Consider the following 23705-nt stretch of genomic DNA (forward strand, 5'->3'; position numbering starts at 1 on the left):
CGGTCGGTACCAAAGGCAAAATTTATACAACTCGAGAGTTTTTTACCAGTTGAGATGCCAGACAACTCAGGTGTATCCCGACGATCATTCCTCAAAGCAACCAGCGCCGGTGCAGCCACGGCAGCAGTGGCAGGGTGCTTCGGTGGCGATGGGGACGACGATGGAAACGGTAACGGCAACGGTAACGGTAACGGCAATGGTAATGGCGACGATGAGATCTCGAACGTCCAAAAAGCCCAGGATGCCTGGGATCGGATCGTAGATAACCCCGGACCGGAAGACGAAGATCTGCGTAACGAGGCCTACGTCGAGATGGAAGAGGCCGTACGCGACGACATGATCCTCATGCCGTTGTACCACAACCTCAACGAGCGGTTCTGGTACGACCACGTGGACGTCGAACCAACCGGTGCTCTCGGTGGCCACCGCCAGCAACACAACCACACCTCGCTCGATGACGGTTCCACTGAGCTGAATCTCATCAACTCGACGGTGTCATCGCTGGACCCCATTCAGTCGACGGACACAGCGTCTGCCGTCATCATCAACCAGGTGTACGAGAACTTGGTCGACTACCCCGACGGGATTGCCGAACTCGAGAACCAGCTGGTCGAAGAGGTCGATATCTCCGACGACCTCCTGACGTACACGTTCACTATCAAAGAGGCCACCTATCACGGTGGCGAAGAGCTGACCGCTGACGACTTCAAATACGCCTGGCGGCGCCTTGCAGAGTCGCCGAACAGCCAGCGTGCTAACTTCATCCTTGGCTCCGGCTTCCTCGGTATCGACCACGAGACCGACGAGGATGGCGCAGTCGTCCCAGACTCCATCGGTGTGGAGGTCATCGACGACCGCACGTTCGAGATGACGCTCGCAGAAGTCGAAGCTGCGGCTCTCGACATCCTCACGTACGACTCCTTCGGTCCAGTTCCTGAAGGCTTCGTAGACGACATCGAGGGCTACGATGGCGAAGTCACCCAGGAAGAGTTCGCTACCGAAGTGATGAACGGAACCGGTCCGTTCGAGTTCGACGTCTGGGATCCAGGGACGGAAGCCCGTGTTACCCGCTTCGAGGACTACCACGAGGAACCAGCGAACCTCGAGTCCATCCACTGGCAGATCATCGAAGACGACGAGCCAATCTGGACGTACATCAACGAGCGAAACGCCGACATCTTCGGCATTCCGACCTCGTACTACGAACAGGATAACATCGACGCCGACGAGGACGATCTCAACCGTGACGTTGGGACGTACGGACCGCTCGAGAACGGTGACACGGTCAACTACCTCGGTGTCGCCGAACTCAGTACGTTCTACGTTGCGTTCAACGCAAGCAATGCACCACGGGCTGTGCGGCAGGCAGTCGCTTACGTGACCGACCACGAAGAACTCATTAACCTCGTCTTCCAGGGCCGCGGTGAAGAGGCGTGGAGTTTCACCCCGCCCGGAATCTGGCCCACGGGTGCCGATGCGTATCAGGAGTTTGCAGAATCGTGGCCGTACTCGCCAAACCAGACCGACACGGGTGCAGCACAAGAAGTGCTCGCTGAAGCCGGCTACACCGAGGACGATCCGTTCGAAATCACGCTGACCACGTATGCGGACGACACCTTCCAGGAGTTCGCTCGCCTTACGCGTGACAAGCTCGACGGCACTGGCATCGATCTATCGATCGACGAAGCGGAGTTCAGCACGCTGATCAGCCGTGGCGAAGACGGTGACCTTGCCATGTACACGTTGGGCTGGATCTGGAGCTGGGCCGACCCCGCATACGGACTGTTCGGCTTCGAACCCGCGAACACCAACACGGATCTGATTCCCGAAGAGGCAGACGGGTACTACCTCGACTGGGAAGCTGAAGACGAATAACACCGGACTCACGGCCGCGTGACGGGTCGGCTTTTCCGTCAGTATTTTTAACGGTACCCAATATCGCCGGATCCGGAAATCATGACACCTATTACCCTCGAATGCATACCGAGAATTTAGTAATACACATGTTTACCGCGTGGGGCACACGTGATGCGTTATGAGCCGCTGGCGATACTTCTTCCAGCGAGTGCTGCTATCGATTCCGATTCTGTTCTTGGTGATGACGCTCATCTTCGTCATCCTCAGAATGGGACCGCTCGATCCGGTTGCAGCGATGCTTGGACCTGAAGCCAGTGGTGTACAGGCAGAACAAATACGAGAGAATCTCGGATTAAACGAACCGCTGTGGCGTCAGTATATCAACTACATGGTTGATCTGATTACGTTCAACTTTGGCCAATCGTACGTCATCCAGTCAGGCAGAAGTGTGAACGCGCTCATCGCCATTTTCGCGCCACGAACGATCTGGCTGGGATTCTGGGCAGTGTTGCTGCCGCTGTTTATCGGAATCCCACTTGGATTTTATGCCGGACTCAACCCGAATAGCTGGGGGGACTACGTTGCATCGTTTTCCGGCATCGTCTGGCTTGCCATGCCAAACTTCTGGCTGGCGATTATGATGCTCGCCGTCTTGCGACGAACGCAGGGTGGGGGCTTCCTCGGCTTCGATTGGTACACGATCGGACCAGAGGTAAGGAGCCTCATTGGCACGCCACCACTGGATTTCATTGGGTTCGAAGAGTGGCAATCGCTCGGGATGATCCCGATGCCGAGTGGATTCTATTTCGACGGCGGGACGCTTGCCGTCGCAATTAAAATGATCCTGCCGGCAGCAATCGTTCTGGGATCAGCGTCGATGGCGACCGAACTACGTATTGGGCGCACCGCAATCCTTGAGACGATCAACTCGAATTACGTCGAGACGGCTAGAGCAAAGGGGCTCCCCGGACGGGTGATTCTCTGGAAGCACGTCTTCCGAAACGCCTTGATCCCACTGGTTCCAATTATCACGAACGAGGCGTTGTTGTTGCTCGGTGGATCAGTCATTGTCGAGGTCATTTTCGGTATTAATGGCCTTGGTCGGCTGTTCTTCCTCTCAGCAACGCAGGGCGACCTGCCACTGGCAGGGGCACTCATCTTTATCTTCACACTGATAACGATCTCGTTGAACATTCTACAGGACTTCCTGTATACGGTACTCGATCCACGTGTGGGGTATGAACAATGAGCATGTCATCTGATGAGACAGACACTGTCTTAACGCTTCGAGAGCGGATTGCAGCAAATCCACGACCCGCACTCATCTGGGTGGCTGGACTCGCGCTGCTAATCCTCCTCGAGCTTGGTCGAATCGTCGGCTGGATAATTGCCGCTGGCGGGGCCATTCGAATGGTTCTCGGGTTCGTTCCATCAGTTCCGTGGTGGGTTGGGAACAACGTCGCCGACGGATTAGGTGACGTTGTCGGCGGTCTGAGCCAGGTCGGTGCAGCCATCGGTTTTGCCGTGACGGCGACACTGCTGTTGCTCGTCGCCGCCTTCTTCATCAAACCGCTGTTCGTTCCGTTTTCGGTCTCGAAGAAAATCGGGATCGATGCCGAACAGACCGGCCCGGATGCGCTCAGCGAAACCCTGCTCGAGCATATCGTCATCGCTGCCGGAATCGGTGTTGGCGCTGCCCTGATACTGCTCACGCCACTTAGTGGCGTGCTCGACGTCATTATTGCCAGCGTGACGAACGGACTTGAGTGGATTGCAAACGGTTGGACGCTCACTGATCGTGAACTGATCTCGAACGAAGGCCATCGGACACCTGACGGCGGATGGGAAGGTACGTTCCTCGGCCTCTCGCCAGCGATTGCCTGGGCTATTCGTGTGTTCGTCGTGTACACGTACGCGTTCGCTGCCCTGGTCTGGGTATGGAAGGGGTATACAACCTACCGAAATCACTACCGCGAAGCTGACTGGACACCTCGTGACGACTGGGTCAACCGGTTCCGATCCCACTACTGGGGGATTTTCGGACTGATCGTCGTCTTTGGATTCGTCGTACTCGCGCTGTGGGCGCCCGCACTCGGTGCGGCAAGCGCGGAGGCAAACCTCTACAGTCCATATCAACACGAATTCGAGTACCTGACTGACGATGGTGACGTAGAAACCGTTACCCACGGGACGGCGAACATCCAGAGTCGATCCCAGGGTGGTGACAGCACCGTCGGACTCATGAGCTACGACGATTACGATCGATGGGCACCGTTAGGGACGAATCCGGATGGAAAGGATCTGTTTACGTTCCTCGCATATGGCGCACAAACCTCGCTCGTGATCGGACTAGTCGGCATCGGCATTGCGACTTCGATTGCACTGGCGATGTCGCTGATCACCGCGTACTACAAAGGAGCCATCGATATCGTCACGATTGTCGTGAGTGATACGTTGATCTCGGTTCCAGTGTTCCTGATGGTGTTGCTCTTATCAGTAGTCTTCCAGCAGGGCAATCACCCACTGGCCGATATTTATAGCGGGGGATTACTTCTCGCGTTAATTTTCGGAGCCCTCTACTGGCCGGGGCTCTGGCGATCGATACGTGGGCCCTCGCTGCAGGTTGCCGAACAGGAATGGGTCGATGCAGCCAAAAGCTACGGCCAGACGCCGATGATGACGATGCGGAAACACATGGCTCCGTACATCCTCAGCTACATCATGATCTACGCATCACTGTTGCTCGGTGGTGTGATTATCGTGACTGCTGCCCTGTCGTTCCTCGGTCTGGGGATCAACCCACCGACACCTGAATGGGGACGGATGGTGAGCGACGGACGGGCGTACGTTTCGACGACCTCGTGGCACATCGCGACGGTTCCAGGTCTCATGATCGTTCTCGTCGTCACTGGATTCAACGCGCTCGGTGACGGCATCCGCGACGCGATGGATCCGGAAAGCGAAAGCAGCGATGCCGGAGCAACGGCTGCGGCTACAGGAGGTGGTGGGTGATGTCGATGGAATCAACACCACAGGCGGCTCACGCCGACACCGACCCGATCGTCGAGGTTCGGAACCTCCAGACGGCGTTCTACACCGACAAGGAGGTCATTCGCGCCGTCGATGGCGTCTCGTTCGACCTGACGCCCGGTGAAACCGTTGGTATCGTTGGTGAGAGTGGATCTGGGAAAAGCGTGACCGCTCGCTCGATCATGGGGCTGATCGACAACCCAGGTCGCGTCTTGCCTGGCAGCAGTATTCGCTTTACCCACCTCGAGACGGTGCGAGAATTCGCGAAGAAGTTCTCGAAGCGGACGGTCGACGTGAGCCAACTCGAGGCGGAATACGACGTCCGCTCGTTGCTCGATCGACCAAATATCGACGTCAGCCCAGCCCAGATGGGCTATGAGTCAGTCGACTCGATAACCGTTGCCGACCTGCTTGCCGCGGGGTACGGTGACCAGCTTGGATTGACGGATACCGACGACTGTGTGTTTATCACCGAGCAATCGGGCGGCGATATCGTCGACGGGTTCATCGAAATCACTCGACTCGAGGGAGAACCCCAGCGAGCCATGCGCGGTAGTAAAATCGCGATGGTGTTCCAGGATCCGTTGACGAGCCTCAACCCGGTCTATACGGTTGGCAATCAGATCAAAGAGGCACTTCGACTCCACCAGGGACTCCGTGGACAGGCCGCCACGAAGGAAGCGGTCTCACTGCTGGAGGCCGTTGGCATACCAGACTCGCGACGACGAGTCGCTGAGTATCCTCACCAGTTCTCCGGGGGGATGCGCCAGCGTGCGGTCATCGCGATGGCACTAGCTTGTGATCCGGAAGTGTTGATCTGTGACGAGCCAACGACGGCACTCGACGTCACGATTCAAGCACAGATCCTCGAGTTACTCGATGAGCTGCAGGAAGAACGTGATCTGGCGATCATGTTCATCACCCACGATATGGGCGTTATCGCCGAAGTTGCAGACCGAGTGAACGTGATGTACGCCGGCGAGACGGTCGAAACGGCTGACGTGCACACACTGTTTGCAAATCCGAAGCACCCCTACACCGAGGGACTGTTACAGTCGATTCCTGGCCGACAGGAAGGTGAGCGACTGCAAACTATCGAAGGCAACGTGCCGACGCCGAACGAACCAGCGACGTTCTGTCGGTTTGCACCACGATGTCCGAAGGCCTTCGAATCGTGTGAGTCCGTTCACCCGGTGTCGGTTCCCGTCGAACTGGGTGCGGACGATCATACGGCAGCGTGTCTATTATATCCTGAAGAGCTGTCAGAAGTTGACCGAATCGAACGCCATTCCGAAACGAATGAGCAATCGACGGAGGGTGAGCACTGATGAGCCAACGAACGTTACAGTACGAAAATGAGACGATGGACGAACGAGACGACGTGATGGTCGAAGTGTCTGAACTCCGAACCTACTACGACGAAGGAAAACTATTCGGTGGAAACCCGGTTAAAGCAGTCGACGGCGTGTCATTCGAAATTAAACGCGGTGAGACGCTCGGCCTGGTCGGTGAATCCGGCTGTGGGAAGACGACGCTCGGCCGAACGCTCGTCCAACTCGAGGAGGCGACTTCCGGGAAAATTCACTTCGACGGAACCGACGTGACGACACTGAGTGGCACAGAACTCAAAGCCTGGCGGCGCGATGCACAAATCGTCTTTCAGGATCCCGATTCGAGTCTCAACGATCGAATGACAGTCGGTGAGATTGTTCGCGAGCCCCTCGATGTCCACGACTGGAAGACGCCCAGAGAGCGCCAACAGCGAGTGCGTGAACTACTCGAGAAAGTCGGACTCCAGCGTGAACACTACTACCGATATCCACACCAGTTCTCCGGTGGGCAACGCCAACGAATCGGCATCGCTCGGACACTGACGCTCGAACCGGAATTTATCGTCCTCGACGAACCGGTGAGCGCACTGGACGTGTCGGTGCAAGCAGAAGTTATCAACTTGCTCGAAGATCTACAAGACGAGTTCGGCCTGACGTACCTGTTCATTGCGCACGACCTTTCGGTGGTGCGTCATATCTGTGATCGCGTCGCCGTGATGTATCTCGGTAACATCATGGAGATTGGGCCGACTGAAGAGCTGTTCACGAACCCGGCAAACCCGTACACACACGCATTGTTGTCGGCGATCCCTGAACCGGATCCAACGGCGTACAAGGATCGGATCACGCTCCAGGGAACGCCACCGAACCCACGGGATCCACCGAGTGGCTGTCCGTTCAGTACACGGTGTCCGGCCCGGATCCGCCCGGAGGAGTACGAAACCCTCGACAATGCCCTCTGGACGCAACTCGACCTCCTTCGAGAGATCATCCGAGAGCGTAAGCGGGCTGAACGAGGCATTAGCGATCGCCTCAAGTCACTTCTCGGTCGCGAGAGTCGCTTCGGTACGATCGAAGAGATTTACGACGAACTGTTCGATGCGGTCGACGTACCGGAATCGATCCAACCGGTGCTCGATCAGGTTGCTGAGGACGTTCAAGCCAATGACGAGAGAAGTGCACTCGAGTTACTCAACGAGGAGTTCGGGAGCAGTTGTGACGCGGATATTCCGGACTACCATCCCGTGGGTGATGAGGGTCGGGTCAGCCTCTGCCACCGCCACGAGTCAGGATACGAAACGCCCGGCACCGTCATCGATCGGCGTCATCGATAACGTTCCGTCCGAACCGGCATGACATCATATTCTTCGCCGCGACTCGCCCGAATCCGTGTCGCAGTACTCGTCTGTGCGGATACGCTCGCGTACATCACTGGTGTCGTGTTAATTTCGACGATTATCGCTACCGCAGTGAGCTTAGCTGTCGGGGGCGGTTTCGAAGGAGCGAAAGTCGGTCTATTCCTGCTTGGGTTCGCGTTGATGGCGTTTGCGACAATTCGTCTCTGGCCGTCCTCTCCGGAGGAACTCGAGCGGACACAATCGGGGACGGTCGGCACCGAAGCGGGTCGTGCGATCGGGGCCAAACCAGATCAAACGACATTCCAGCGCTTCGTTCGGGCGCTTCCGCCGTTTCGGTGGGTGACACCACCTCCCCCGAGGTACGCTATCTCACCACCGGGGAAGCTCTTCTGGAGCAGTCTCGGCGTGCTTCTGGTCTCGTTCGTACTCGAAGCCGTGTTCGGGGTCGGGGTTTGATAGTCGCTGGCAACGACGTTTTCCGATGATTGCAATCAGATCACAATCACCGTCCTGCGTTGGGTGGGGGAGACTCTCAATTGGATCCGCGTGTTCCCCGGACGCGAGAGACTCGTAAGTTATTTGGACAGTGCTTCATCCTGAGCACGGTATTCCAAAAATATGGCGTGACAAGTGATGCACTCGAAACCATTATCCGAGTCCCTGCGTGACTATGGTATATGTCCAAACGCGATGACGATTCCGTCGGGCTTCGTGCCCGAACACCGGCAGTGAAAGAGGCCTGGAAGCGGACGAATCAGGATATGGAGGCCATTGCCGACGAGCGTCGCGAAGACGGCTGGGAAGTCATCACGATGCCAGCGGTGCACACGTCTGCGGTCGGTCGAGACGACAACGAGGATTATTACGGACTCGTCCACATCATTCCCGACAACCACGCCGACGCGTTTAGCGACACGTTCGAGTCGGGATCGTTCCCTCGATGGGAGGCCTACCGCAACGACGTCGACGGCTTCGTCTTTCTGGTCACGGAGTTGATGGATCCCGAGACGAAAACTGCGATTCTCGTTGCCGGTCAGTACAACATGCAACTCGCCAAAGGAATGGTAACGACGGCCATCAGAACGGGTGCCCTCTACAGCCACTTCAAGACGATCAACGGCACCGAACTGGGGTCAGTACGATACGAAGAAATCGACCCGTTCATACCAAACGTCGAGGGTTTCATCGACCGCTTCGATATTGACCCAAACGCGTAATCCGCAGACGATATTCGTCGAACAGTTACTCGAGAACCACCAGCGTATCGCCCATGTCGACGCTTTGGCCTTCCTCGACGGCGACCTGAGCGACCGTTCCGCCCGTGGAGGCGACGATGTCGTTTTCCATCTTCATGGCCTCGAGGACGACGACGACGTCACCGGCGGCGACCTCGTCCCCCTCACCGACGTCGACGGAGAGGATCGTTCCCTGCATTTCGGCATCGACCACTTCGCCGTCACCCTGAATATCGACGTCTTCCGAGGAGCTGCCGCCAGCGGGTTCGGGCGCACTCGCGGCCGGTTTGTTCCCACCGGATCCGCTGGCTGGGAAGGCGCCACCGCGATCCTCGAGGTTGACGTCGAACCGTTTACCGTTGACCTCGACGGTGAACTCGCGTTCGACGACCTCGGCGTCGTCACCAGCGCCAGAATCGGACGACCCCCACTGTTCCTGGGCCTGTTCGAACCGACTGCGGTCGATCTCTTCGTCCAGATACTTCGTGGTGTGCGTACCCGCGACGAAGCGCTCGTCGGTCAACATGAGGCGGTGGAACGGGACGATGGTCGTGATCCCCTCGATTTCGTACTCCTTGAGCGCGCGCAACGACCGCTCGATACACTCCTCGCGATCTTCGCCCCAGACGATGAGTTTCGCGATCATCGAATCGTAGTCGGTGACGAGTTCGTCTCCCTGTGAGAGTGCGTCGTCCAGGCGGACGCCGACGCCGCCCGGCGGGTTGTACGTGGTGAGCGTGCCGCCGGTTGCCGGCTGGAAGTCCTTCGCCGCGTTCTCGGCGTTGATCCTGAACTCGATCGCGTGGCCGTCGATGTCGACGTCGTCCTGTGCGAAGTCGAGTTCTTCACCCGCGGCGACCCGGATCTGGCGTTTGACGATGTCGATGCCAGTGATCTCTTCGGTCACGCAGTGTTCGACCTGGATACGGGTGTTGACCTCGAGGAAGTAGAAGTTCGCATCCGGGCCGAGAACGCCGTCGCGTCCGGGCTCTTCCTCGACGAGGAACTCGACGGTGCCGGCGTTCACGTAATCGGCAGCGGCCACCCCGCGTCGGGCAGCGTCGCCGATCCGTTCCCGGAGTTCGTCGGACAGTGCTGGCGACGGTCCTTCCTCGATCACTTTCTGATGGCGCCGCTGGAGCGAGCAGTCGCGCTCACCGAGGTGACGGACGTTGCCGTGTTCGTCGGCGATGATCTGCACTTCGATGTGGCGGGGCTTCTCGAGGTAGCGCTCGAGGTACACCGAGTCGTTGCCGAAGTAGGCTTCGCCCTCGCGTTGGGCACTCTCTAGTTTGTCCTCGACCTCGCTCTCGGCTTCGACGACTTTCATCCCTCGACCACCGCCGCCACCTTCGGCTTTGATCGCGATGGGGTAGCCGTGCTCTTCGCCGAACACGCGTACCTCGTCAGGATCGGTGACGGGATCAGTCGTCCCGGGAACGATGGGCACCTCGGCGTCGCTCATTATTTTTCGAGCTTTCGTCTTCTCACCGAGAGACTCCATGGCGTCGCTCGAGGAACCAATCCAGGTGATACCCTCTGCTTCCTCGACTTTCCCGGCGAACTCGGCGTTCTCCGCGAGGAAACCGTAACCGGGGTGGATCGCGTCGGCGTCGGCCTTGCGAGCCGCCTCGAGGACGGCCTCGTGATCGAGGTACGAGTCGGCGGCCCGTGCCGGCCCGACGTTGTAGGCTTCGTCTGCGTACCGGACGTGGCCACCGCGTTTGTCCGCATCGGAGTAGACGGCGACCGTGCTCACGTTCAATTCCTCGCACGCTCGCATCACTCTGACGGCGATTTCGCCTCGGTTGGCCACCAGAACCTTCCTGAACATTCGTGTATGGACAGTCGAAAAGGGAGTACCTTACTTTTTCGCAACTGTTTCGGTTGCTCGGTTGTCAGGTGAATGCTGTCAGAACCGTGTCGTCGGGTGGGTACACAGGTTCGATCGACAGCGTCTCAACGAGCAAGTGCTGGACTGCAGTCGATACACCAACCCGTTCGGTGATACCGGAAAGCCATTAAACCGGATTGGACACACCGGTAACGAGACGGCGGTTAGCACACTCCACTACCACCTATGCTTTTCTCGTTTCGCTCGAGTGTCGACGCATGGAACGTGTCGACCCGCGTGATCGATTCCCGGATCTCATCGAAACACGGGAGGAAGGATCCGTCGACCCGGAGACGTTCGATTCGCTGGGGGACGTCGAACCGTTCTCCACCGGGTGGGCTGTGGCGGCCGTCATCCTCGACTCGGTCGAGCGCGTTCTCCTCGCGTACCATCGAGGCGACGAGTCCTGGCTGCTTCCCGGTGGCAGCGTCCAGCCCGACGAATCGCTGCGCGAGGCCGTCGTCAGGGAGGTTTCGGAAGAAACCGGCGTACACGTCGAACCAATGCGTCCACACGCAATCGTTGAGAACGTCGTCGAAAACGACGGCCGAACGCATTCGTTTGCCGTCGTCTTCTTCTCAGCAGACCCAACATCCACGGCGATTGGAACCGATCTGGGAGCGCCTGGCGAACCAATCGAGCGAGCGGACTGGTTCGACGAGCTTCCCGAGGACGTGTACGATCGAGCGCTCACGAAACGAGTGCTCGAGCGCGTTCGATCGTAACGGAAATCGGTCGCCAGCCGGGTTCGGCGAGACTCGGGGGAGAGCAGCTCAGAACCGATCGGCTCGACTCGCCGCCGCCCACGGGTTCGTCGGCGCTCGAGTCGGTACGCGTACCGTTCGTCCCTGGTGGGCGTCGAGACGTCCGGCAAACGACCAGCGCTTGCCCTCCCACGTGTCTGCCCCGTCGCCCTGGGCGGCCGCCCGCTCGAGATCCTGGAGGTGCGCGCCGATGGCGGCGACGATGGCCGCTGCTTCTTCGGTCGTCGCGTCGTCCGGGAGCGTGACGGAGACGTCTTCGACGAGGACGAAAGTGTCCGTTGGTACGTCGCCGACAGTATCAGGCTCCTCGAGCGAGTTGGTCTGAGCACTGTCGGCAGCGTCGAAGTCGGGATCGGTGTCGTGCGCTTCGGAATCGTTCGTCGTCATAACGGCGTCATTAGAGGGGGATGTTTCCGTGTTTCTTCGACGGCGTGTCCTCGCGTTTGGTCTCGAGCATCTCGAGGTCGTTGATGAGCCGCGGCCGGGTCTCTGTCGGGCGGATCACGTCGTCGAGGAAGCCCTTATCAGTCGCCGTGTAGGGATTGGCGAACTCCTCGCGGTACTCCTCGATCAGTTCCTCTCGGAGCGCGTCGGGGTCGTCGGCCTCCTCGAGTTCGTTCCGGTAGAGGATGTTCACGGCACCTTTCGGCCCCATGACGGCGATTTCTGCCGTCGGCCAGGCGTAGTTGACGTCGGCACCGAGGTTCTTCGAGGCCATCACGCAGTACGCACCGCCGTAGGCTTTTCGCGTGATGACGGTCAGCAGCGGCACCGAGGCTTCGGAGTAGGCGTACAGGAGTTTGGCACCGTGACGGATGATGCCCCGATGTTCCTGGTCGGTTCCGGGCATGTAGCCGGGGACGTCGACGAACGTGACGATTGGAATGTTGAACGAGTCACAGAAACGGACGAAGCGCGATCCCTTCATCGACGCGTCGACGGTGAGCGTCCCGGCGTTGACCCGCGGCTGGTTGGCAACGACGCCGACCGACCGGCCGTCGAGGCGGGAGAAGCCGACGACGATGTTCTTCGCGTAGTTTTCGGCCACCTCGAAGAACGAACCCTCGTCCATCACCGACTCGATGACATCTGTCATGTCGTACGGTTTCTGTGGATTGTCGGGGACGATGGACTCGAGCGCGTCGTCACGCCGGTCGGGGTCGTCCCACGGCTCGACACGCGGGGGATCCTCGACGTTGTTCTGTGGAAGATACGAGAGGAGGCGACGAACGTCGTCGAGAGCCTGTTCTTCCGAGTCACAGGCGAACTGGGCTACCCCGGTGTTGTTCGCGTGCGTGAGCGCCCCGCCGAGTTCCTCGTGGGTGACGTCTTCACCCGTTACCGTCTTCGTAACACCTGGACCGGTGATGTACATGTGGCTCGTGTCCTTCACCATAAAAATGAAATCCGTGATCGACGGCGAGTAGACTGCCCCGCCGGCACAGGGCCCCATGATCGCCGAGATCTGGGGGACGACGCCGCTCGCTTCCTGGTTTCGTCGGAAGATTTCGGTGAACCCGGCCAGGCTCTTGACCCCTTCCTGGATGCGAGCTCCCGCCGAATCGTTGAGGCCAACGATGGGAGCTCCGACTTCCGTCGCCATGTCCATCACCTTGGTTATCTTCTCCGCGAATACCTCACCGAGCGAGCCACCGAAAACGGTAAAATCGTGTGCGAAGACGAATACTTTCCGCCCGTTCACGTCGCCGTAGCCAGTCACGACACCGTCGCCCAGAATCTTGCGTTCTTCCATCCCGAAATTCTGCTCCTGGTGGGTACGAAGCTGATCGAACTCGGTGAACGTATCGTCGTCGAGGAAGTACTCGACGCGCTCTCTGGCGGTCATCTTGCCCTTCTCGTGTTGACGTTCGATACGGGCCTCCCCGCCGCCCAGTAGCGCTTCGTTACGGAGTTCCTTGAGTTCCTCGATGCGGTCTTCCATCGTCATAGCACGTTCCTCCCGGTTCGGCTCATTGCCGGAGGGAACGGCCAGGGGCACAAAAAGCGTTCTGGGATGGCGTGTTCGCTCCCAGTATCGCTCACTGCTATGGAATTCGACGACGTAAATGTTTGGTACTGATCAAATACACGCATAAAGTCTTTGTATACCCCGGGTTATCTCTACACATGGTACGGAAGTTACCACGACGCAAGGTGCTCGCAGGAATCGGTGCAACCGGTGTACTCGGAGTCGCAGGGTGTCTCGACGGGGACACTGACGACGACGATGGCAACGGTGATGGAACGGACAACGGTAATGGAAACGGCAATGGCAATGGAAACGGCAACGGCAATGGTGACGCCGACGTCGATATCGATTACGGAGGAACGGTTCGATATGGGGTGTTGATGCCAGAAACTGGGGATCTCGGGAGCCTCGGACCAGCAATTCGAGACGGTGCCCTTCTCGTCGAACGGCAGTTGGGCGACGCGCTCGAGTTCGAGGTTCAGACGGGTGACACGGAGACCGAACCCTCCGCAGGGAACTCCTCCGCACAGAACCTCGTCGACGCCGGTATGCCTGCTGTCGTCGGGGCAGCCGCTTCGAACGTCACCCTGCAGGTAACCAGGCAGGTGTTCATCCCAAACCAGGTCGTCGGCATGTCCCCCGCTTCGACGTCCCCGGCTGTGACGGATCTCGACGACGACGGCTACATATTCCGAACGGCGCCCAGTGACGCGTTGCAAGGGCCAGTCATGGCCGAAGTCGTCATGGACGAAATCGGTGGAAGTTCGACCGGGACGCTGTACCTCAACGACGACTACGGACAGGCACTCGAGGAATCCTACGTGAACGCGTTCGAGGACGCCGGTGGTGAAGTGCAAAACCGCGTCTCCTTCGAGCCCGAACAGGCGTCCTACACCTCCCAGATCGGTGACGCACTCGCTGACGACCCCGACATTCTGATGGTCGTCGGTTTCCCGCAGTCGGGGATCACCCTCTTCCGGGACTACTACGGCAACTACGCCGACGACTGGGATGGAGAAGTCATCGTCCCGGACGGTCTCATCGACGGTGACCTCCCCGGTGAGGTCGGTAACGACATGAACGACGTCTGGGGAACCGCGCCGAGTGCGGCCGGTCCAGGTGCTGACTTCTTCGCCGAACTATACGAAGATGAGTACGGAACCGCCCCCGCCGTCTTCAACAGTCACGCGTACGACGCCGCTGCCGTCATCACTCTCGCGACGATCGCCGCCGGCGGCGACGAAGCCGACGGGACGGCGATTCGGGACAACATCCCCGAGGTCGCCAATCCAAACGGAACCGAGTACGATCCGAGCGAACTCGCGGAAGCCGCCGCCGCCGTCGCCGATGGCGAAGATGTGAACTACCAGGGTGCCTCCTCGGCCGTTGACTTCGACGAGAACGGCGACATGCAGGCCGTCGCCTACGACATCATGCGGTACCAGGACGGCTCGATCGAGACCCAGGACACCATCGAGTTCGAAAACTGATCGAACGACGCTCGAGACCCGAATATTTCGAGGTGGCACGTCGAACGGCTCGATACGACTCGAGTCCTCTTTTGTGATCGTATGATGCCTCGAGGACGCTCATTTTTGATCGAGTGATCTCCCGAGATAACGCAACTGCTGGTAACGACTGTCACGAACTGATCGTCAGGTGATACCACCGACACGAAAACTGAGTATTTAGAACTGTCGCTGCCAGATAACGCGTCGTTCAAAAACCGTATATCGTCGAACCCGGGGCACTGGATTATCCGCCGAGGAACTGCCGGCGAACTTCCTCGTCGGCCAGCAACCGGTCGCCGGTGTCGGTGTAGCTGTTTTCACCCTGGGCCAGCACGTAGCCGCGGTCACACCGCCTGAGGGCCGTTTTGGCGTTTTGTTCGACCATCAAGATTGCCGTGCCGTCGTCGTTGATGTCGTCTATCCGGTTGAACATGTCTTGCACCAGATCCGGGGCGAGCCCGGCCGAGGGTTCGTCGAGCAACAACAGATCCGGATCGAGCATCAGTGCCCTCCCCATTGCCACCATCTGTCGCTGCCCGCCGGACATCGTCCCGGCTTTTTGCTTTCGCCGTTCGCGAAGCACCGGGAACCGGTCGTAAACGGCCTCGAGGCGATCCTCCGGAACATCGTCGAGGATGTACGCGCCCATCTCGAGGTTCTCCTCGACCGAGAGGGAGCCGAAGATGTTCTCGTTCTGTGGGACGTAACTAATCCCCTCGTGGATGATCTCCTCGGGCGCGAGCGGATGGATTTCCTCGCCCTGGAAGGTTATTGTGCCACCCATGTGTGCCGTCAGCCCGAACACGGACTTCATCAGGGTGGACTTGCCGGCGCCGTTCGGTCCAACGATGGTGACGTACTCGCCCTCGCCTACGTCGAGGTCGACGTCTGTGAGTATCTGTAAGTCGCCGTACCCTGCATCGAGCCCACGGACGGTGAGTATCGTCTCCTCGGGGACGATCGCCCGCGGATCACGTCGAGCGGTGACTACTTCCTCGTCGGTCGTCGCGTCTCCCTTCCCCGGTTCGGACACCGACTCGCTCATACGTCGATCTCCCCCAGGTAGGCCTCGATAACGCGTTCGTTACGCTGTACCATCTCGGGTTCGCCTTCAGCGAGCACTGCACCCTGGTGCATGACGATCACGTGTTCACAGTTTTCCATAATAACGTCCATATCGTGTTCGACGAGCAGGAACGTGTACCCCTGCTCACGCAGTTCGTGGATTCGCTCGAGCAACTTCTCTTCGAGCGTCGGGTTGACGCCCGCAAGCGGTTCGTCAAGCAACAGCATCTCCGGGTCGGTCATCATCGCTCGCGCCATCTCGAGTAGCTTTCGCTGGCCGCCAGAGAGGGTTCCAGCCTGGGTGTGGGCGATGTGATCGATCTCGAAGAAGTCGACGACTTCCCAGACGCGGTCGCGAATATCCATCTCCTGATCGATGACATCGTTTCGAACGATCGGCGTCACCGACCGCCACAACGATTCACCGAGTTGATTTTGTGGGGCGAGCATCAGGTTTTCGAGGACGGTCATCTCCTCGAGTTCGCGTGCAATCTGGAACGTTCGTACCAGCCCCTTGTTGGCGACCTGATCCGGGCGGAGGCCGGTGATGTCCTCGCCCTGGAAGGTAACGCTCCCCGAATCTGGCGTGTGTGCACCGGTGATGCAGTTGAACGTCGTCGATTTGCCGGCACCGTTCGGGCCGATGAGGCCGGTCAAGGATCCGGCTTCGACGTCGAACGACGCCTCGTCGACGGCGACGATCCCACCGAAGGTTTTGCGCAGATTGTCGACGCGGAGCGGCGGCGTATCCTGCGTCCGCGTCCGTTTTTCCGTCTCGGCATCGGTTTGCGTATTCGGATTCGCAACGTCACTCATTTGTGTTCACCTCCAGTGTCGCTGTGCTGTGGTCGATCGAGCGGAACAGCCGCCGCTGACTCGGTTCTGTGGCCGAGAACGCCCTGTGGTCGCCGTTGCATGAGGACGATCAGGACGATACCCAGCAGGATGAACCGGAACGAGGATATGTTGTCGAAGAGGTACGCGAGCAACGGTGCGAAGTTGAACACCAGCAGTGGTTCAACCGCGCCCGCAAACGTCGCGGGGGCGCTCCCGAGATCAGCCACGTTGGAAACGATGTTCCCGAACGTCCGGGGACCTTCGAACAGCAGTCCGACGAAGAGAATCGATCCCACGATACTCCCCGTATTCGACCCCGAACCGCCGATGATGAGGGCGATGAACACGTAAAACGTGATGATCGGTCTGAACGAATCGGGGCTGACGTAGCCCTGTGAACCCTGCCAGAGGATTCCACCGAGCCCCATCAACGCACACCCGAGCATGAAGACCTTGATTTTGAACCATCGGGTATCCTTCCCAAGTGACTGGGCGACGAGTTCGTCTTCACGAATAGCCTTCAACACGCGGCCGAACGGCGAGTTCCCGACCCGAGTGACCAGCCAGTAGACGGCGATAAGGAAGCCGACCATGACGAGTACCCAGGCCAAGCGCCTGATATGGATGAGTGGAATTATTGGCTCTAACACGTTGACGAGCACCTGATCCTGGTGAAAAAGGGCGTTGGTCGGTCTCGTTGGGAGGTCGATACCACTGCCACCGCCGGTACCGAATCCAAACACCGACATCGTCCAGTTCGAGAGCCCGTTAGCGTTGGCAGTGAGTCGGATAATCTCCGAAAGACCGAGCGTGACGATAGCGAGATAGTCCGCCCGAAGCTTGAGTGCGGGTACGGCCGCGATCAAGCCAACCAGGGAAGCAGCGATCATCCCGCCAACGACGCCGACGATCAACGGCAGACCCAGCCCCATTCCCGAGATGGCATCAGTGGGCGTCGAAAGCAGTGCCATCGTGTAGACACCGACGGCCATGAACCCCGCGACACCGATGTTGAACAGTCCCGTGTAGCCCCAGTGGAGGTTCAACCCCAACGTCAACACGGCGTACGCCGCAAAGAGAAACGTGAGGCTTATCCAGGTAGATCTGAGTGCGCCAAAACCACCACCCCCCGCGAACGTGAACACGGCGAAGAGGGCGTACATTGCCAGGAGCGTGGCCATGACGATTCGGAAGTCGGTAGCCGCGATTCCATCGAGCAGGTAGGCCTTGAGGTCTGCAGGGCCATCAGCACCCGACCCTGATTCGGGAGGGGCTTCGGTTTCGGTGCTCATGCGGTTTCCACCCCGCTGAAGATACCCTGGGGACGGTACAGCAAGACGAGGATCATGATGACGAACGCCGCCGCGGCGTTGAAGTCAGACGAGATCCAGATCAACGACACCTCGTGGACGAGTCCGATGACGAATCCACCGGCAATCGCGCCGTAAATCGAACCGATGCCGCCGAGGATTACGGCCGCGAAGATGAAAAGCAACAGGAACCAGCCCAGGTTGAACTCGATCGTGCCCCGCTCGAGGACGTAGAGGTAGCCGGCGATTCCAGCGAGTGCACCGCCGATGACCCAGGTGGCTGTGACGACTCGTTCGGTCGGAATCCCCGTTACGAGCGCGAGATCCTTGTTGTCTGCCATCGCCCGCATTGCCTTCCCGAGTTTTGTTCGCTGGAGCATGAAGTGCATCCCGAGCATTAGTCCAACGGCGATGACAACCAGTGAAAGTTCGTGAAGATCGACCGACATTCCGAGAATATTCGTGCTGGTACCCTCTGTTGCCGTCACGCCACGGGTTGGGCTCCCGTACACGAGCTGGATCACGTATCGGAGCGCAAGTGCTGCACCGATACTGGCGATCAATAGTGGAATACCTCCGCGACCCCGCATCGGCTTGTAGACGAGCCGATCGATGGCGACGGTCACGAGGATCGTCGCGATTGCAGCGACGATCACCCCGAGCAGGATTCCGACCGGTGCGTGCATGATCGAGGCGCCAATTTCGTTGGTGCTGGCACCACTAACGGGGCGAACGAGCAGGAGGTACCCCGTGTCAGCAACACCCCAGCCAGCGATCAATAGTGTCACACCCCAGCCGGTGAACGCGCCTGTCGTCACCAGATCGCCGTGTGAAAAGTTTGCGAAGTTCAAAATGCTGTATGTCATCGAGAGGCCGATTCCGGCGAGGCCGAAAATGAGGCCGACGACGATACCGTTCCAGACGAGCCCCCCGAAGCGCCCCACAGAGAGCGATCCGCCGAACGACTGGCCACCGGCCAGCGCAATTTCGACCCCTGCTAACCGCGCGATCAGATCGAGCACCAGTGCCACGGCCACAACCACCGCCACGAACAAGAACGGTTGCTCGCGTATGCGGGTTCCCCATGCGATTGCGTCTGATTGTCCCATGTGTGAAGCTATCACGTAACCAAGCGCGTGCTGGTATAAATAACTCTTCGGTCTCAGACGGATGAACAAACCCGGAACCACCAGATGTCGGTCGGTTTGCTATCAATTCAGTAAGAGAATTAAGCCAAGTGATCTCGCTGTGTCGGTGCAATCGACGACGGATCTGGCACCGATAGGCGATAGGTGCGTAGAGTGACAGATCGTGTCTCCCTCGAGTGCATTCGTTCGATTGCGTAGCACGAGTCCTCACGGGCCGGGCCATTCGATGAATGCAATTTCAAGGGGATGAAGATTCTCGCCGCTGACGGCTCGAACGTGCCGAATTAGGCTTCCCCGTACGTAGCCTATGCCTCACCGTACACCGGGACGGCTGCACCGCTCGTCACGCTTGCACCGCCACTACACAGGAAAGCCATTACGTCCGCGATGTCGGCCGGATCGACCCACGAGTCTTGGTCGGCGTCGGGCATCATCTCCCGGTTCATCGGCGTGTCGATCACGCTCGGCATCACACAGTTGGCTCGAACAGTCCCCAGATTTTCCTCGGCCAACGTCTCCGTTAGGATTCGGATTCCGGCTTTCGTGATCCGGTACGGGCCGTCGCCGGTACCTCCTTCGAGCCCAGAACGAGCGCTGACGCTCACGATTGCGCCCTCGGTCTCCTGGAGGTGCGGAATAACGTGTTTCGACGTCAGAAATGCCGTCTTGAGGTTGACGTCGAGTAGAAAATCGAACTCCTCGAGGTCGGTGTCCTCGACGTGACTGCCGCCGCGCCACGTGCCGGCGATGTTCAGCAGGTGGTCGATGCGACCGTGATCGTCGACGATGGACTCGACGAGGTCCTCGACGGCGGACTCTTCGGTCAGATCGGCCTGGTAGAAGTGGGAAGGTGGTTCGGACTCGAGTTGGGTCTCGTCCTCCTCGGGGGTGCGAACGTCGACGGCGCAGACGGTTGCACCAGTCTCGTGAAAGCGGTCGACGGCGGCAGCACCCAGCGCGCCGCTCGCACCGGTTACGACGGCGACGGTTCCCTCGAAATCGATCGTTGGGGCGGACATGGGTGGATACTCATCGTCCAGGGGAATCAAATTGCGGGTCTCTGGTCGGCTGGTCTCGTCGTTTCGACGTTGCGTGAGGAGTGACGTAACCCACTCGAGCGACGGGAACCGTCGGTGTCGCCGTAATAAGTCATCCGATTCGAACGGAAAGGCGGCACTACTACGGCGCGCTCCCCGTCGCCAGGTTCTCGAAACCGGGCGATCGGACAAGCTTTCAAGCCACCTCGCGGTGTACCCCCGACGAATGCGACTGATCGCCCACCGCGGATTCGCCGCCACGGCTCCCGAAAACACGATCGGTGCTCTCAAGGCGGCTGCCGAGTACGCCGACGCTGTCGAGTTCGACGTCCGTCGCTGTGGCTCCGGCGAACTGGTCGTCTTCCACGACGAAACACTCGAGCGAGTCACCGATGGGACTGGTGCCATCGCCGACACGCCGCTCGAGGAACTCCAGCAACTGACAGTCCTCGACTCAGGAGAGCCGATTCCGACGCTGGAGGCCGTCCTCGAGGCGCTCCCGCTGTCGGTCGAGGTAAACCTCGAGATGAAAGCCCTCGGTATTGCCGAGGACGTTCTCGAGGCGCTCGAAGCGACTGGGATCGAAAACCGTGTGGTGACCACGTCGTTTCTGACGCCGGAACTCCGCCGTCTTCGTGAACTCGAACCGAGCCAGCCCACGGGACTGTTGGTCAGCCGGCGGCTCGTCCACCCGGTGACGACCGCGGTCGAACTCAACTGCGACGTGATCGGCGCGAACTACTGGCGGTGTCTGAGTACGACGCTGGTGGCACGAGCGAAAACCGTCGACCTCGAGGTACACGCGTGGTCGATCGAACGGCCGATCGTCGCACGCTTACTGGGCTATCGCGGCGTCGACTGTATCTCGGCGGATCGGCCGTTGTCAGTGTGAGGTCGATTCGGAAACGGCGTCAGTCGCCGGTCGCTGTTCCCCTTCTTCTCCAGTGTCGTCCGTGAGGGGCCACCGTTGCTCGGTCGTAGTCTCGATATCGGCCTCCTGCAGCGTCTCGAGGTGTTCAGCGACGACCCTGGGACGATGATCGGAGACCCGTTCCAGACACATCAGCAACGAGTCGGTCGTCTCCGTGGTGGATGTCGATTCGGTTGCCAGATACGAGACGATGGCCGGCACCGAGGGTGCAACGTCACCGGCCGATTCGGTGGCCAGTCGCTCGAGGCAGTAGGCGACGTCCGTTTGCACGTCTGTACTCGATGCGGGGTCCGTCAGAATTGCCCGTAACTTCGGCACCGTCGGGAGACACCGCTTGGGGTGTTCGTCGACCGTTTGTCGGATCGTCTCGACGGCCCCCGTCCGTGCCGCCTCATCCTCGCCGTTCAATCCGGCTAGCGCCCGACCGAGATCGAACGCTGGTGATTCATCTGTGCGTTCCCCGGTTGCGTGTCCTCCCTCCCCCTCCATACACGACTGTAGGTTCTAGAACGAGGGCATAAGCATTGTGGCCAGGCGCGGCTCTTATCATCCCGTTTGCTGGTTGTGGCCGCCAGCACCACACACAGGGAAAGCGCCGAAAATGAGTCACTCGAGGGGTGATCACACGGGTGGTGATCGTGATCGAGACTGAGTTGCAGCCGCAGTCACAGTTTCAGTCAGCGGCCGGACTGACACGTTCCACACTATCCGCCGGAATCGTGCCGTCGTCGTTCCAGCCACGGGCGTCGTAGTACTCCTGGACGGCCTGTTCGAGATCCGGCAGTTCGTAGGGCGTCCAGTCGTCCTCGACGTCGAAGCCTCGCTCGTTGTTGAAGTGACGTTCGCGTTCGACGGTCGCCGCGCCGACCGCCAGCAAGTCGTCGAAGTCGGCATCGAAAAGTTCCTCGAGGCGCTCGTCAGTGACGTAGTCCCCGCCGAACGCACAGACCACACCGGAGTCTCGGAACCCGTTTCGGTTTTCCTGTTCGACGAGCGTCTCCGCTTTGCCGAGGGTACCCTCGGGGTCGAGTTCGCCGCTGTACTCGAGGCCGAGCATCCCGGCGTACATGTGATCGGCACCGCGGTTGGCGACTGCGTAGGACAGCCCCTGCCCGTGGAGCACCCGGCCGTCGTGGGCGGCGAACTCCATCCCCTTGACGGTGTAGTCCTCGACGCCGAGGGCGTCGTGACAGCGGTGAACCCCCTCGGCGAGCGTGTCACCGATGCCGTCGCGGTAGGCGATTTGCTCGGTTACCTCGTGGGCGAGATCAGCGTCACCGAACGCGTCCTCGCTCTTGAGGTAGGCCGCGACGGTGACGCCGCCCGAGATGGTGTCCATCCCCAGCGTGTCACACAGTTCATTGCTTTGCATCACGTCGACGATATTGCCAACGCCCTGCATGGAGCCACAGGCGTAAACGGTCTCGAATTCCGGCCCTTCAGTCTCGAGACCCGTCTCCTCGTCTCGAGTGGGGAGTTTGCACGCGTACGCGCAGGCCGAACAGGCTCCGCGTTTGTACTTCTTCTCCTCGACGGCGTTGCCCCCGATGTCGGCGGCGTGTTCGAACTCGTAGTCCTCGAAGTACCGCGTCGGCAGGGAGAAGTTGTCGTTGATGAACTCCGTGCCGCCGGTCGTCCCCTGGCGTTTCATCCGGTCGTCGGATTCGGCGGCCTCCTGGTGGACGTCCATCTGGACGGCCGGAAACTCCACAGTAGGTGCCGATTCGCCCTCGAACGTGACGCACTTGACGTTCTTCGAGCCGAGGACAGCACCTAACCCGCCACGGCCGAATGCCCGCGAGTCGAAGGTCATCACCGATGCAAAGCGTACGAGATTCTCGCCGGCCGGCCCGATCGCGATACAGTTCTCTGGGCCGAGATCACGCGTGCGCTCCATATAGTCGGACACCTCGGGAACGAGGGCGTTCTCGAGTTCCGGTACGGCTTCGAACTCGACGCCCGAATCGGTGACGTGGATGGCGAGCAACTCGTCGCTCTCGCCGACGACCTCGAGGACGCTAATCCCGGTTTCGGCAAAGTTTCGCGAGAGGTAGCCGCCGGCGTTGGTCGAAACCAGACCGTCGGTCAACGGCGAGAGTCCAGTCATGTTCATCCGTCCGGTGAATGACATCTGGCTCTGCTGGAGCGGTCCCGTCGAGAGGTACGCCCGGTTCTCCGGGCCAAAGGGGTCGGCGTCGAACGGAATTCGATCGTGGGCGAGGGCGGTGGCCGTTGCCCGCCCGCCGACGGTCGCCTCGAGAACGTCGTCGATGTCGATCCGGCTGGCGCTTCGGTCGCTCACGTCAACCGAAAGGAGTGGGCCCTGTGCGTGGCGCATATCTGTGGGGTCGGACTCGAGTCTTCTTACTCTATCGGTCACGGAAGTTGCGAACTCGAGTGAACTGTCGTCTCGGATCAGCGCGGATCG

20 protein-coding genes are annotated in these 23705 nt (G+C 59.6%); 10 read left to right on the forward strand and 10 right to left on the reverse strand.

Going from position 1 to position 23705, the window contains the following annotated elements:
- Nucleotides 1–54: 54 nt before the first annotated feature.
- The 7 genes from NGM68_RS17025 to NGM68_RS17055 all read left to right on the forward strand — a co-directional run bounded on the left by NGM68_RS17025 (nucleotide 55) and on the right by NGM68_RS17055 (nucleotide 8793).
- A complete protein-coding gene (locus NGM68_RS17025; protein ID WP_252699414.1) occupies nucleotides 55–1875 on the forward strand; it encodes an ABC transporter substrate-binding protein in 1821 nt (606 codons plus the stop codon).
- 160 nt (nucleotides 1876–2035) lie between these two features.
- On the forward strand, nucleotides 2036–3106 hold the full coding sequence (locus NGM68_RS17030; RefSeq protein ID WP_252699415.1) for an ABC transporter permease: 1071 nt from the start codon (nucleotides 2036–2038) through the stop codon (nucleotides 3104–3106).
- Nucleotides 3107–3108: 2 nt separating this feature from the next.
- Entirely contained in the window at nucleotides 3109–4869 is a 1761-nt protein-coding gene (locus NGM68_RS17035; RefSeq protein WP_252701449.1) for an ABC transporter permease, read from the forward strand.
- Nucleotides 4869–6215 (forward strand): ABC transporter ATP-binding protein, encoded by a 1347-nt coding sequence (locus tag NGM68_RS17040; RefSeq protein ID WP_252699416.1) that lies wholly within the window; start codon nucleotides 4869–4871, stop codon nucleotides 6213–6215. Before NGM68_RS17035 ends, NGM68_RS17040 begins: the two co-directional genes overlap by 1 nt.
- Nucleotides 6215–7552, forward strand: coding sequence for an ABC transporter ATP-binding protein (locus tag NGM68_RS17045; protein ID WP_252699417.1), 1338 nt, complete (start codon nucleotides 6215–6217; stop codon nucleotides 7550–7552). Before NGM68_RS17040 ends, NGM68_RS17045 begins: the two co-directional genes overlap by 1 nt.
- 18 nt (nucleotides 7553–7570) lie before the next feature.
- Nucleotides 7571–8032, forward strand: a complete 462-nt coding sequence (locus NGM68_RS17050) for a DUF7555 family protein (RefSeq protein ID WP_252699418.1) — start codon at nucleotides 7571–7573, stop codon at nucleotides 8030–8032.
- Nucleotides 8033–8253: 221 nt separating this feature from the next.
- Nucleotides 8254–8793, forward strand: coding sequence for a DUF7529 family protein (locus NGM68_RS17055; protein ID WP_252699419.1), 540 nt, complete (start codon nucleotides 8254–8256; stop codon nucleotides 8791–8793).
- 25 nt (nucleotides 8794–8818) lie between these two features.
- Here NGM68_RS17055 and NGM68_RS17060 read toward each other — a convergent pair whose 3' ends face one another.
- Nucleotides 8819–10645, reverse strand: a complete 1827-nt coding sequence (locus tag NGM68_RS17060; RefSeq protein WP_252699420.1) for an acetyl-CoA carboxylase biotin carboxylase subunit — start codon at nucleotides 10643–10645, stop codon at nucleotides 8819–8821.
- 278 nt (nucleotides 10646–10923) lie between these two features.
- Between NGM68_RS17060 and NGM68_RS17065 the strand changes: the two genes are divergently transcribed.
- Nucleotides 10924–11430, forward strand: a complete 507-nt coding sequence (locus tag NGM68_RS17065; protein ID WP_252699421.1) for an NUDIX hydrolase — start codon at nucleotides 10924–10926, stop codon at nucleotides 11428–11430.
- A 48-nt stretch (nucleotides 11431–11478) separates the two neighbouring features.
- On the opposite strand, the gene NGM68_RS17070 is transcribed toward NGM68_RS17065, so the two are convergent.
- Together NGM68_RS17070 and NGM68_RS17075 are read right to left on the reverse strand one after the other, a co-directional pair.
- A complete protein-coding gene (locus NGM68_RS17070; RefSeq protein ID WP_252699422.1) occupies nucleotides 11479–11856 on the reverse strand; it encodes a DUF8022 family protein in 378 nt (125 codons plus the stop codon).
- Between the two features lie 10 nt (nucleotides 11857–11866).
- Nucleotides 11867–13411 carry an acyl-CoA carboxylase subunit beta gene (locus NGM68_RS17075; protein WP_252701450.1) on the reverse strand — a complete coding sequence of 515 codons (1545 nt, stop codon included), beginning with the start codon at nucleotides 13409–13411 and terminating at the stop codon, nucleotides 11867–11869.
- 185 nt (nucleotides 13412–13596) lie between these two features.
- Between NGM68_RS17075 and NGM68_RS17080 the strand changes: the two genes are divergently transcribed.
- The gene (locus NGM68_RS17080) at nucleotides 13597–14928 is read left to right on the forward strand and encodes an ABC transporter substrate-binding protein (protein WP_252699423.1); all 1332 of its coding nucleotides are present in this window, start codon (nucleotides 13597–13599) and stop codon (nucleotides 14926–14928) included.
- 265 nt (nucleotides 14929–15193) lie between these two features.
- Here NGM68_RS17080 and NGM68_RS17085 read toward each other — a convergent pair whose 3' ends face one another.
- The 5 genes from NGM68_RS17085 to NGM68_RS17105 form a co-directional block, all read right to left on the reverse strand.
- On the reverse strand, nucleotides 15194–15994 hold the full coding sequence (locus NGM68_RS17085; RefSeq protein ID WP_425493584.1) for an ABC transporter ATP-binding protein: 801 nt from the start codon (nucleotides 15992–15994) through the stop codon (nucleotides 15194–15196).
- The gene (locus tag NGM68_RS17090; RefSeq protein WP_252699424.1) at nucleotides 15991–16830 is read right to left on the reverse strand and encodes an ABC transporter ATP-binding protein; all 840 of its coding nucleotides are present in this window, start codon (nucleotides 16828–16830) and stop codon (nucleotides 15991–15993) included. The genes NGM68_RS17085 and NGM68_RS17090 overlap by 4 nt, the downstream gene beginning before the upstream one ends.
- Nucleotides 16827–18143 carry a branched-chain amino acid ABC transporter permease gene (locus NGM68_RS17095; protein ID WP_252699425.1) on the reverse strand — a complete coding sequence of 439 codons (1317 nt, stop codon included), beginning with the start codon at nucleotides 18141–18143 and terminating at the stop codon, nucleotides 16827–16829. Before NGM68_RS17095 ends, NGM68_RS17090 begins: the two co-directional genes overlap by 4 nt.
- Nucleotides 18140–19270, reverse strand: a complete 1131-nt coding sequence (locus tag NGM68_RS17100; RefSeq protein ID WP_252699426.1) for a branched-chain amino acid ABC transporter permease — start codon at nucleotides 19268–19270, stop codon at nucleotides 18140–18142. The genes NGM68_RS17095 and NGM68_RS17100 overlap by 4 nt, the downstream gene beginning before the upstream one ends.
- 344 nt (nucleotides 19271–19614) lie before the next feature.
- Nucleotides 19615–20328 carry an SDR family oxidoreductase gene (locus NGM68_RS17105; protein ID WP_252699427.1) on the reverse strand — a complete coding sequence of 238 codons (714 nt, stop codon included), beginning with the start codon at nucleotides 20326–20328 and terminating at the stop codon, nucleotides 19615–19617.
- Nucleotides 20329–20572: 244 nt separating this feature from the next.
- Here NGM68_RS17105 and NGM68_RS17110 point away from each other — a divergent pair, with 244 nt between their 5' ends.
- Nucleotides 20573–21238 carry a glycerophosphodiester phosphodiesterase gene (locus NGM68_RS17110; RefSeq protein WP_252699428.1) on the forward strand — a complete coding sequence of 222 codons (666 nt, stop codon included), beginning with the start codon at nucleotides 20573–20575 and terminating at the stop codon, nucleotides 21236–21238.
- Here NGM68_RS17110 and NGM68_RS17115 read toward each other — a convergent pair.
- Together NGM68_RS17115 and NGM68_RS17120 are read right to left on the reverse strand one after the other, a co-directional pair.
- Nucleotides 21230–21766, reverse strand: coding sequence for a hypothetical protein (locus NGM68_RS17115; protein WP_252699429.1), 537 nt, complete (start codon nucleotides 21764–21766; stop codon nucleotides 21230–21232). The genes NGM68_RS17110 and NGM68_RS17115 overlap by 9 nt on opposite strands.
- A 184-nt stretch (nucleotides 21767–21950) precedes the next feature.
- The gene (locus NGM68_RS17120; protein WP_252699430.1) at nucleotides 21951–23615 is read right to left on the reverse strand and encodes an aldehyde ferredoxin oxidoreductase C-terminal domain-containing protein; all 1665 of its coding nucleotides are present in this window, start codon (nucleotides 23613–23615) and stop codon (nucleotides 21951–21953) included.
- Nucleotides 23616–23705 lie beyond the last annotated feature (90 nt).

Origin of the sequence: Natronosalvus vescus (genome assembly GCF_023973145.1) — an archaeon.
Classification (GTDB): domain Archaea; phylum Halobacteriota; class Halobacteria; order Halobacteriales; family Natrialbaceae; genus Natronosalvus; species Natronosalvus vescus.

What these genes read in the sequence shown, in the direction of transcription:
- NGM68_RS17030 (WP_252699415.1), top strand. Translation starts at nt 2,036, where the DNA reads ATGAGCCGCTGGCGATACTTCTTCCAGCGAGTGCTGCTATCGATTCCG.
- NGM68_RS17120 (WP_252699430.1), bottom strand. Translation starts at nt 23,615, where the DNA reads ATGCGCCACGCACAGGGCCCACTCCTTTCGGTTGACGTGAGCGACCGA.
- NGM68_RS17080 (WP_252699423.1), top strand. Translation starts at nt 13,597, where the DNA reads ATGGTACGGAAGTTACCACGACGCAAGGTGCTCGCAGGAATCGGTGCA.
- NGM68_RS17025 (WP_252699414.1), top strand. Translation starts at nt 55, where the DNA reads ATGCCAGACAACTCAGGTGTATCCCGACGATCATTCCTCAAAGCAACC.
- NGM68_RS17055 (WP_252699419.1), top strand. Translation starts at nt 8,254, where the DNA reads ATGTCCAAACGCGATGACGATTCCGTCGGGCTTCGTGCCCGAACACCG.
- NGM68_RS17075 (WP_252701450.1), bottom strand. Translation starts at nt 13,411, where the DNA reads ATGGAAGACCGCATCGAGGAACTCAAGGAACTCCGTAACGAAGCGCTA.
- NGM68_RS17115 (WP_252699429.1), bottom strand. Translation starts at nt 21,766, where the DNA reads ATGGAGGGGGAGGGAGGACACGCAACCGGGGAACGCACAGATGAATCA.
- NGM68_RS17085 (WP_425493584.1), bottom strand. Translation starts at nt 15,994, where the DNA reads ATGAGCGAGTCGGTGTCCGAACCGGGGAAGGGAGACGCGACGACCGAC.
- NGM68_RS17050 (WP_252699418.1), top strand. Translation starts at nt 7,571, where the DNA reads ATGACATCATATTCTTCGCCGCGACTCGCCCGAATCCGTGTCGCAGTA.
- NGM68_RS17065 (WP_252699421.1), top strand. Translation starts at nt 10,924, where the DNA reads ATGGAACGTGTCGACCCGCGTGATCGATTCCCGGATCTCATCGAAACA.
- NGM68_RS17060 (WP_252699420.1), bottom strand. Translation starts at nt 10,645, where the DNA reads ATGTTCAGGAAGGTTCTGGTGGCCAACCGAGGCGAAATCGCCGTCAGA.
- NGM68_RS17105 (WP_252699427.1), bottom strand. Translation starts at nt 20,328, where the DNA reads ATGTCCGCCCCAACGATCGATTTCGAGGGAACCGTCGCCGTCGTAACC.
- NGM68_RS17090 (WP_252699424.1), bottom strand. Translation starts at nt 16,830, where the DNA reads ATGAGTGACGTTGCGAATCCGAATACGCAAACCGATGCCGAGACGGAA.
- NGM68_RS17070 (WP_252699422.1), bottom strand. Translation starts at nt 11,856, where the DNA reads ATGACGACGAACGATTCCGAAGCGCACGACACCGATCCCGACTTCGAC.
- NGM68_RS17035 (WP_252701449.1), top strand. Translation starts at nt 3,109, where the DNA reads ATGTCATCTGATGAGACAGACACTGTCTTAACGCTTCGAGAGCGGATT.
- NGM68_RS17045 (WP_252699417.1), top strand. Translation starts at nt 6,215, where the DNA reads ATGAGCCAACGAACGTTACAGTACGAAAATGAGACGATGGACGAACGA.
- NGM68_RS17095 (WP_252699425.1), bottom strand. Translation starts at nt 18,143, where the DNA reads ATGAGCACCGAAACCGAAGCCCCTCCCGAATCAGGGTCGGGTGCTGAT.
- NGM68_RS17040 (WP_252699416.1), top strand. Translation starts at nt 4,869, where the DNA reads ATGTCGATGGAATCAACACCACAGGCGGCTCACGCCGACACCGACCCG.
- NGM68_RS17110 (WP_252699428.1), top strand. Translation starts at nt 20,573, where the DNA reads ATGCGACTGATCGCCCACCGCGGATTCGCCGCCACGGCTCCCGAAAAC.
- NGM68_RS17100 (WP_252699426.1), bottom strand. Translation starts at nt 19,270, where the DNA reads ATGGGACAATCAGACGCAATCGCATGGGGAACCCGCATACGCGAGCAA.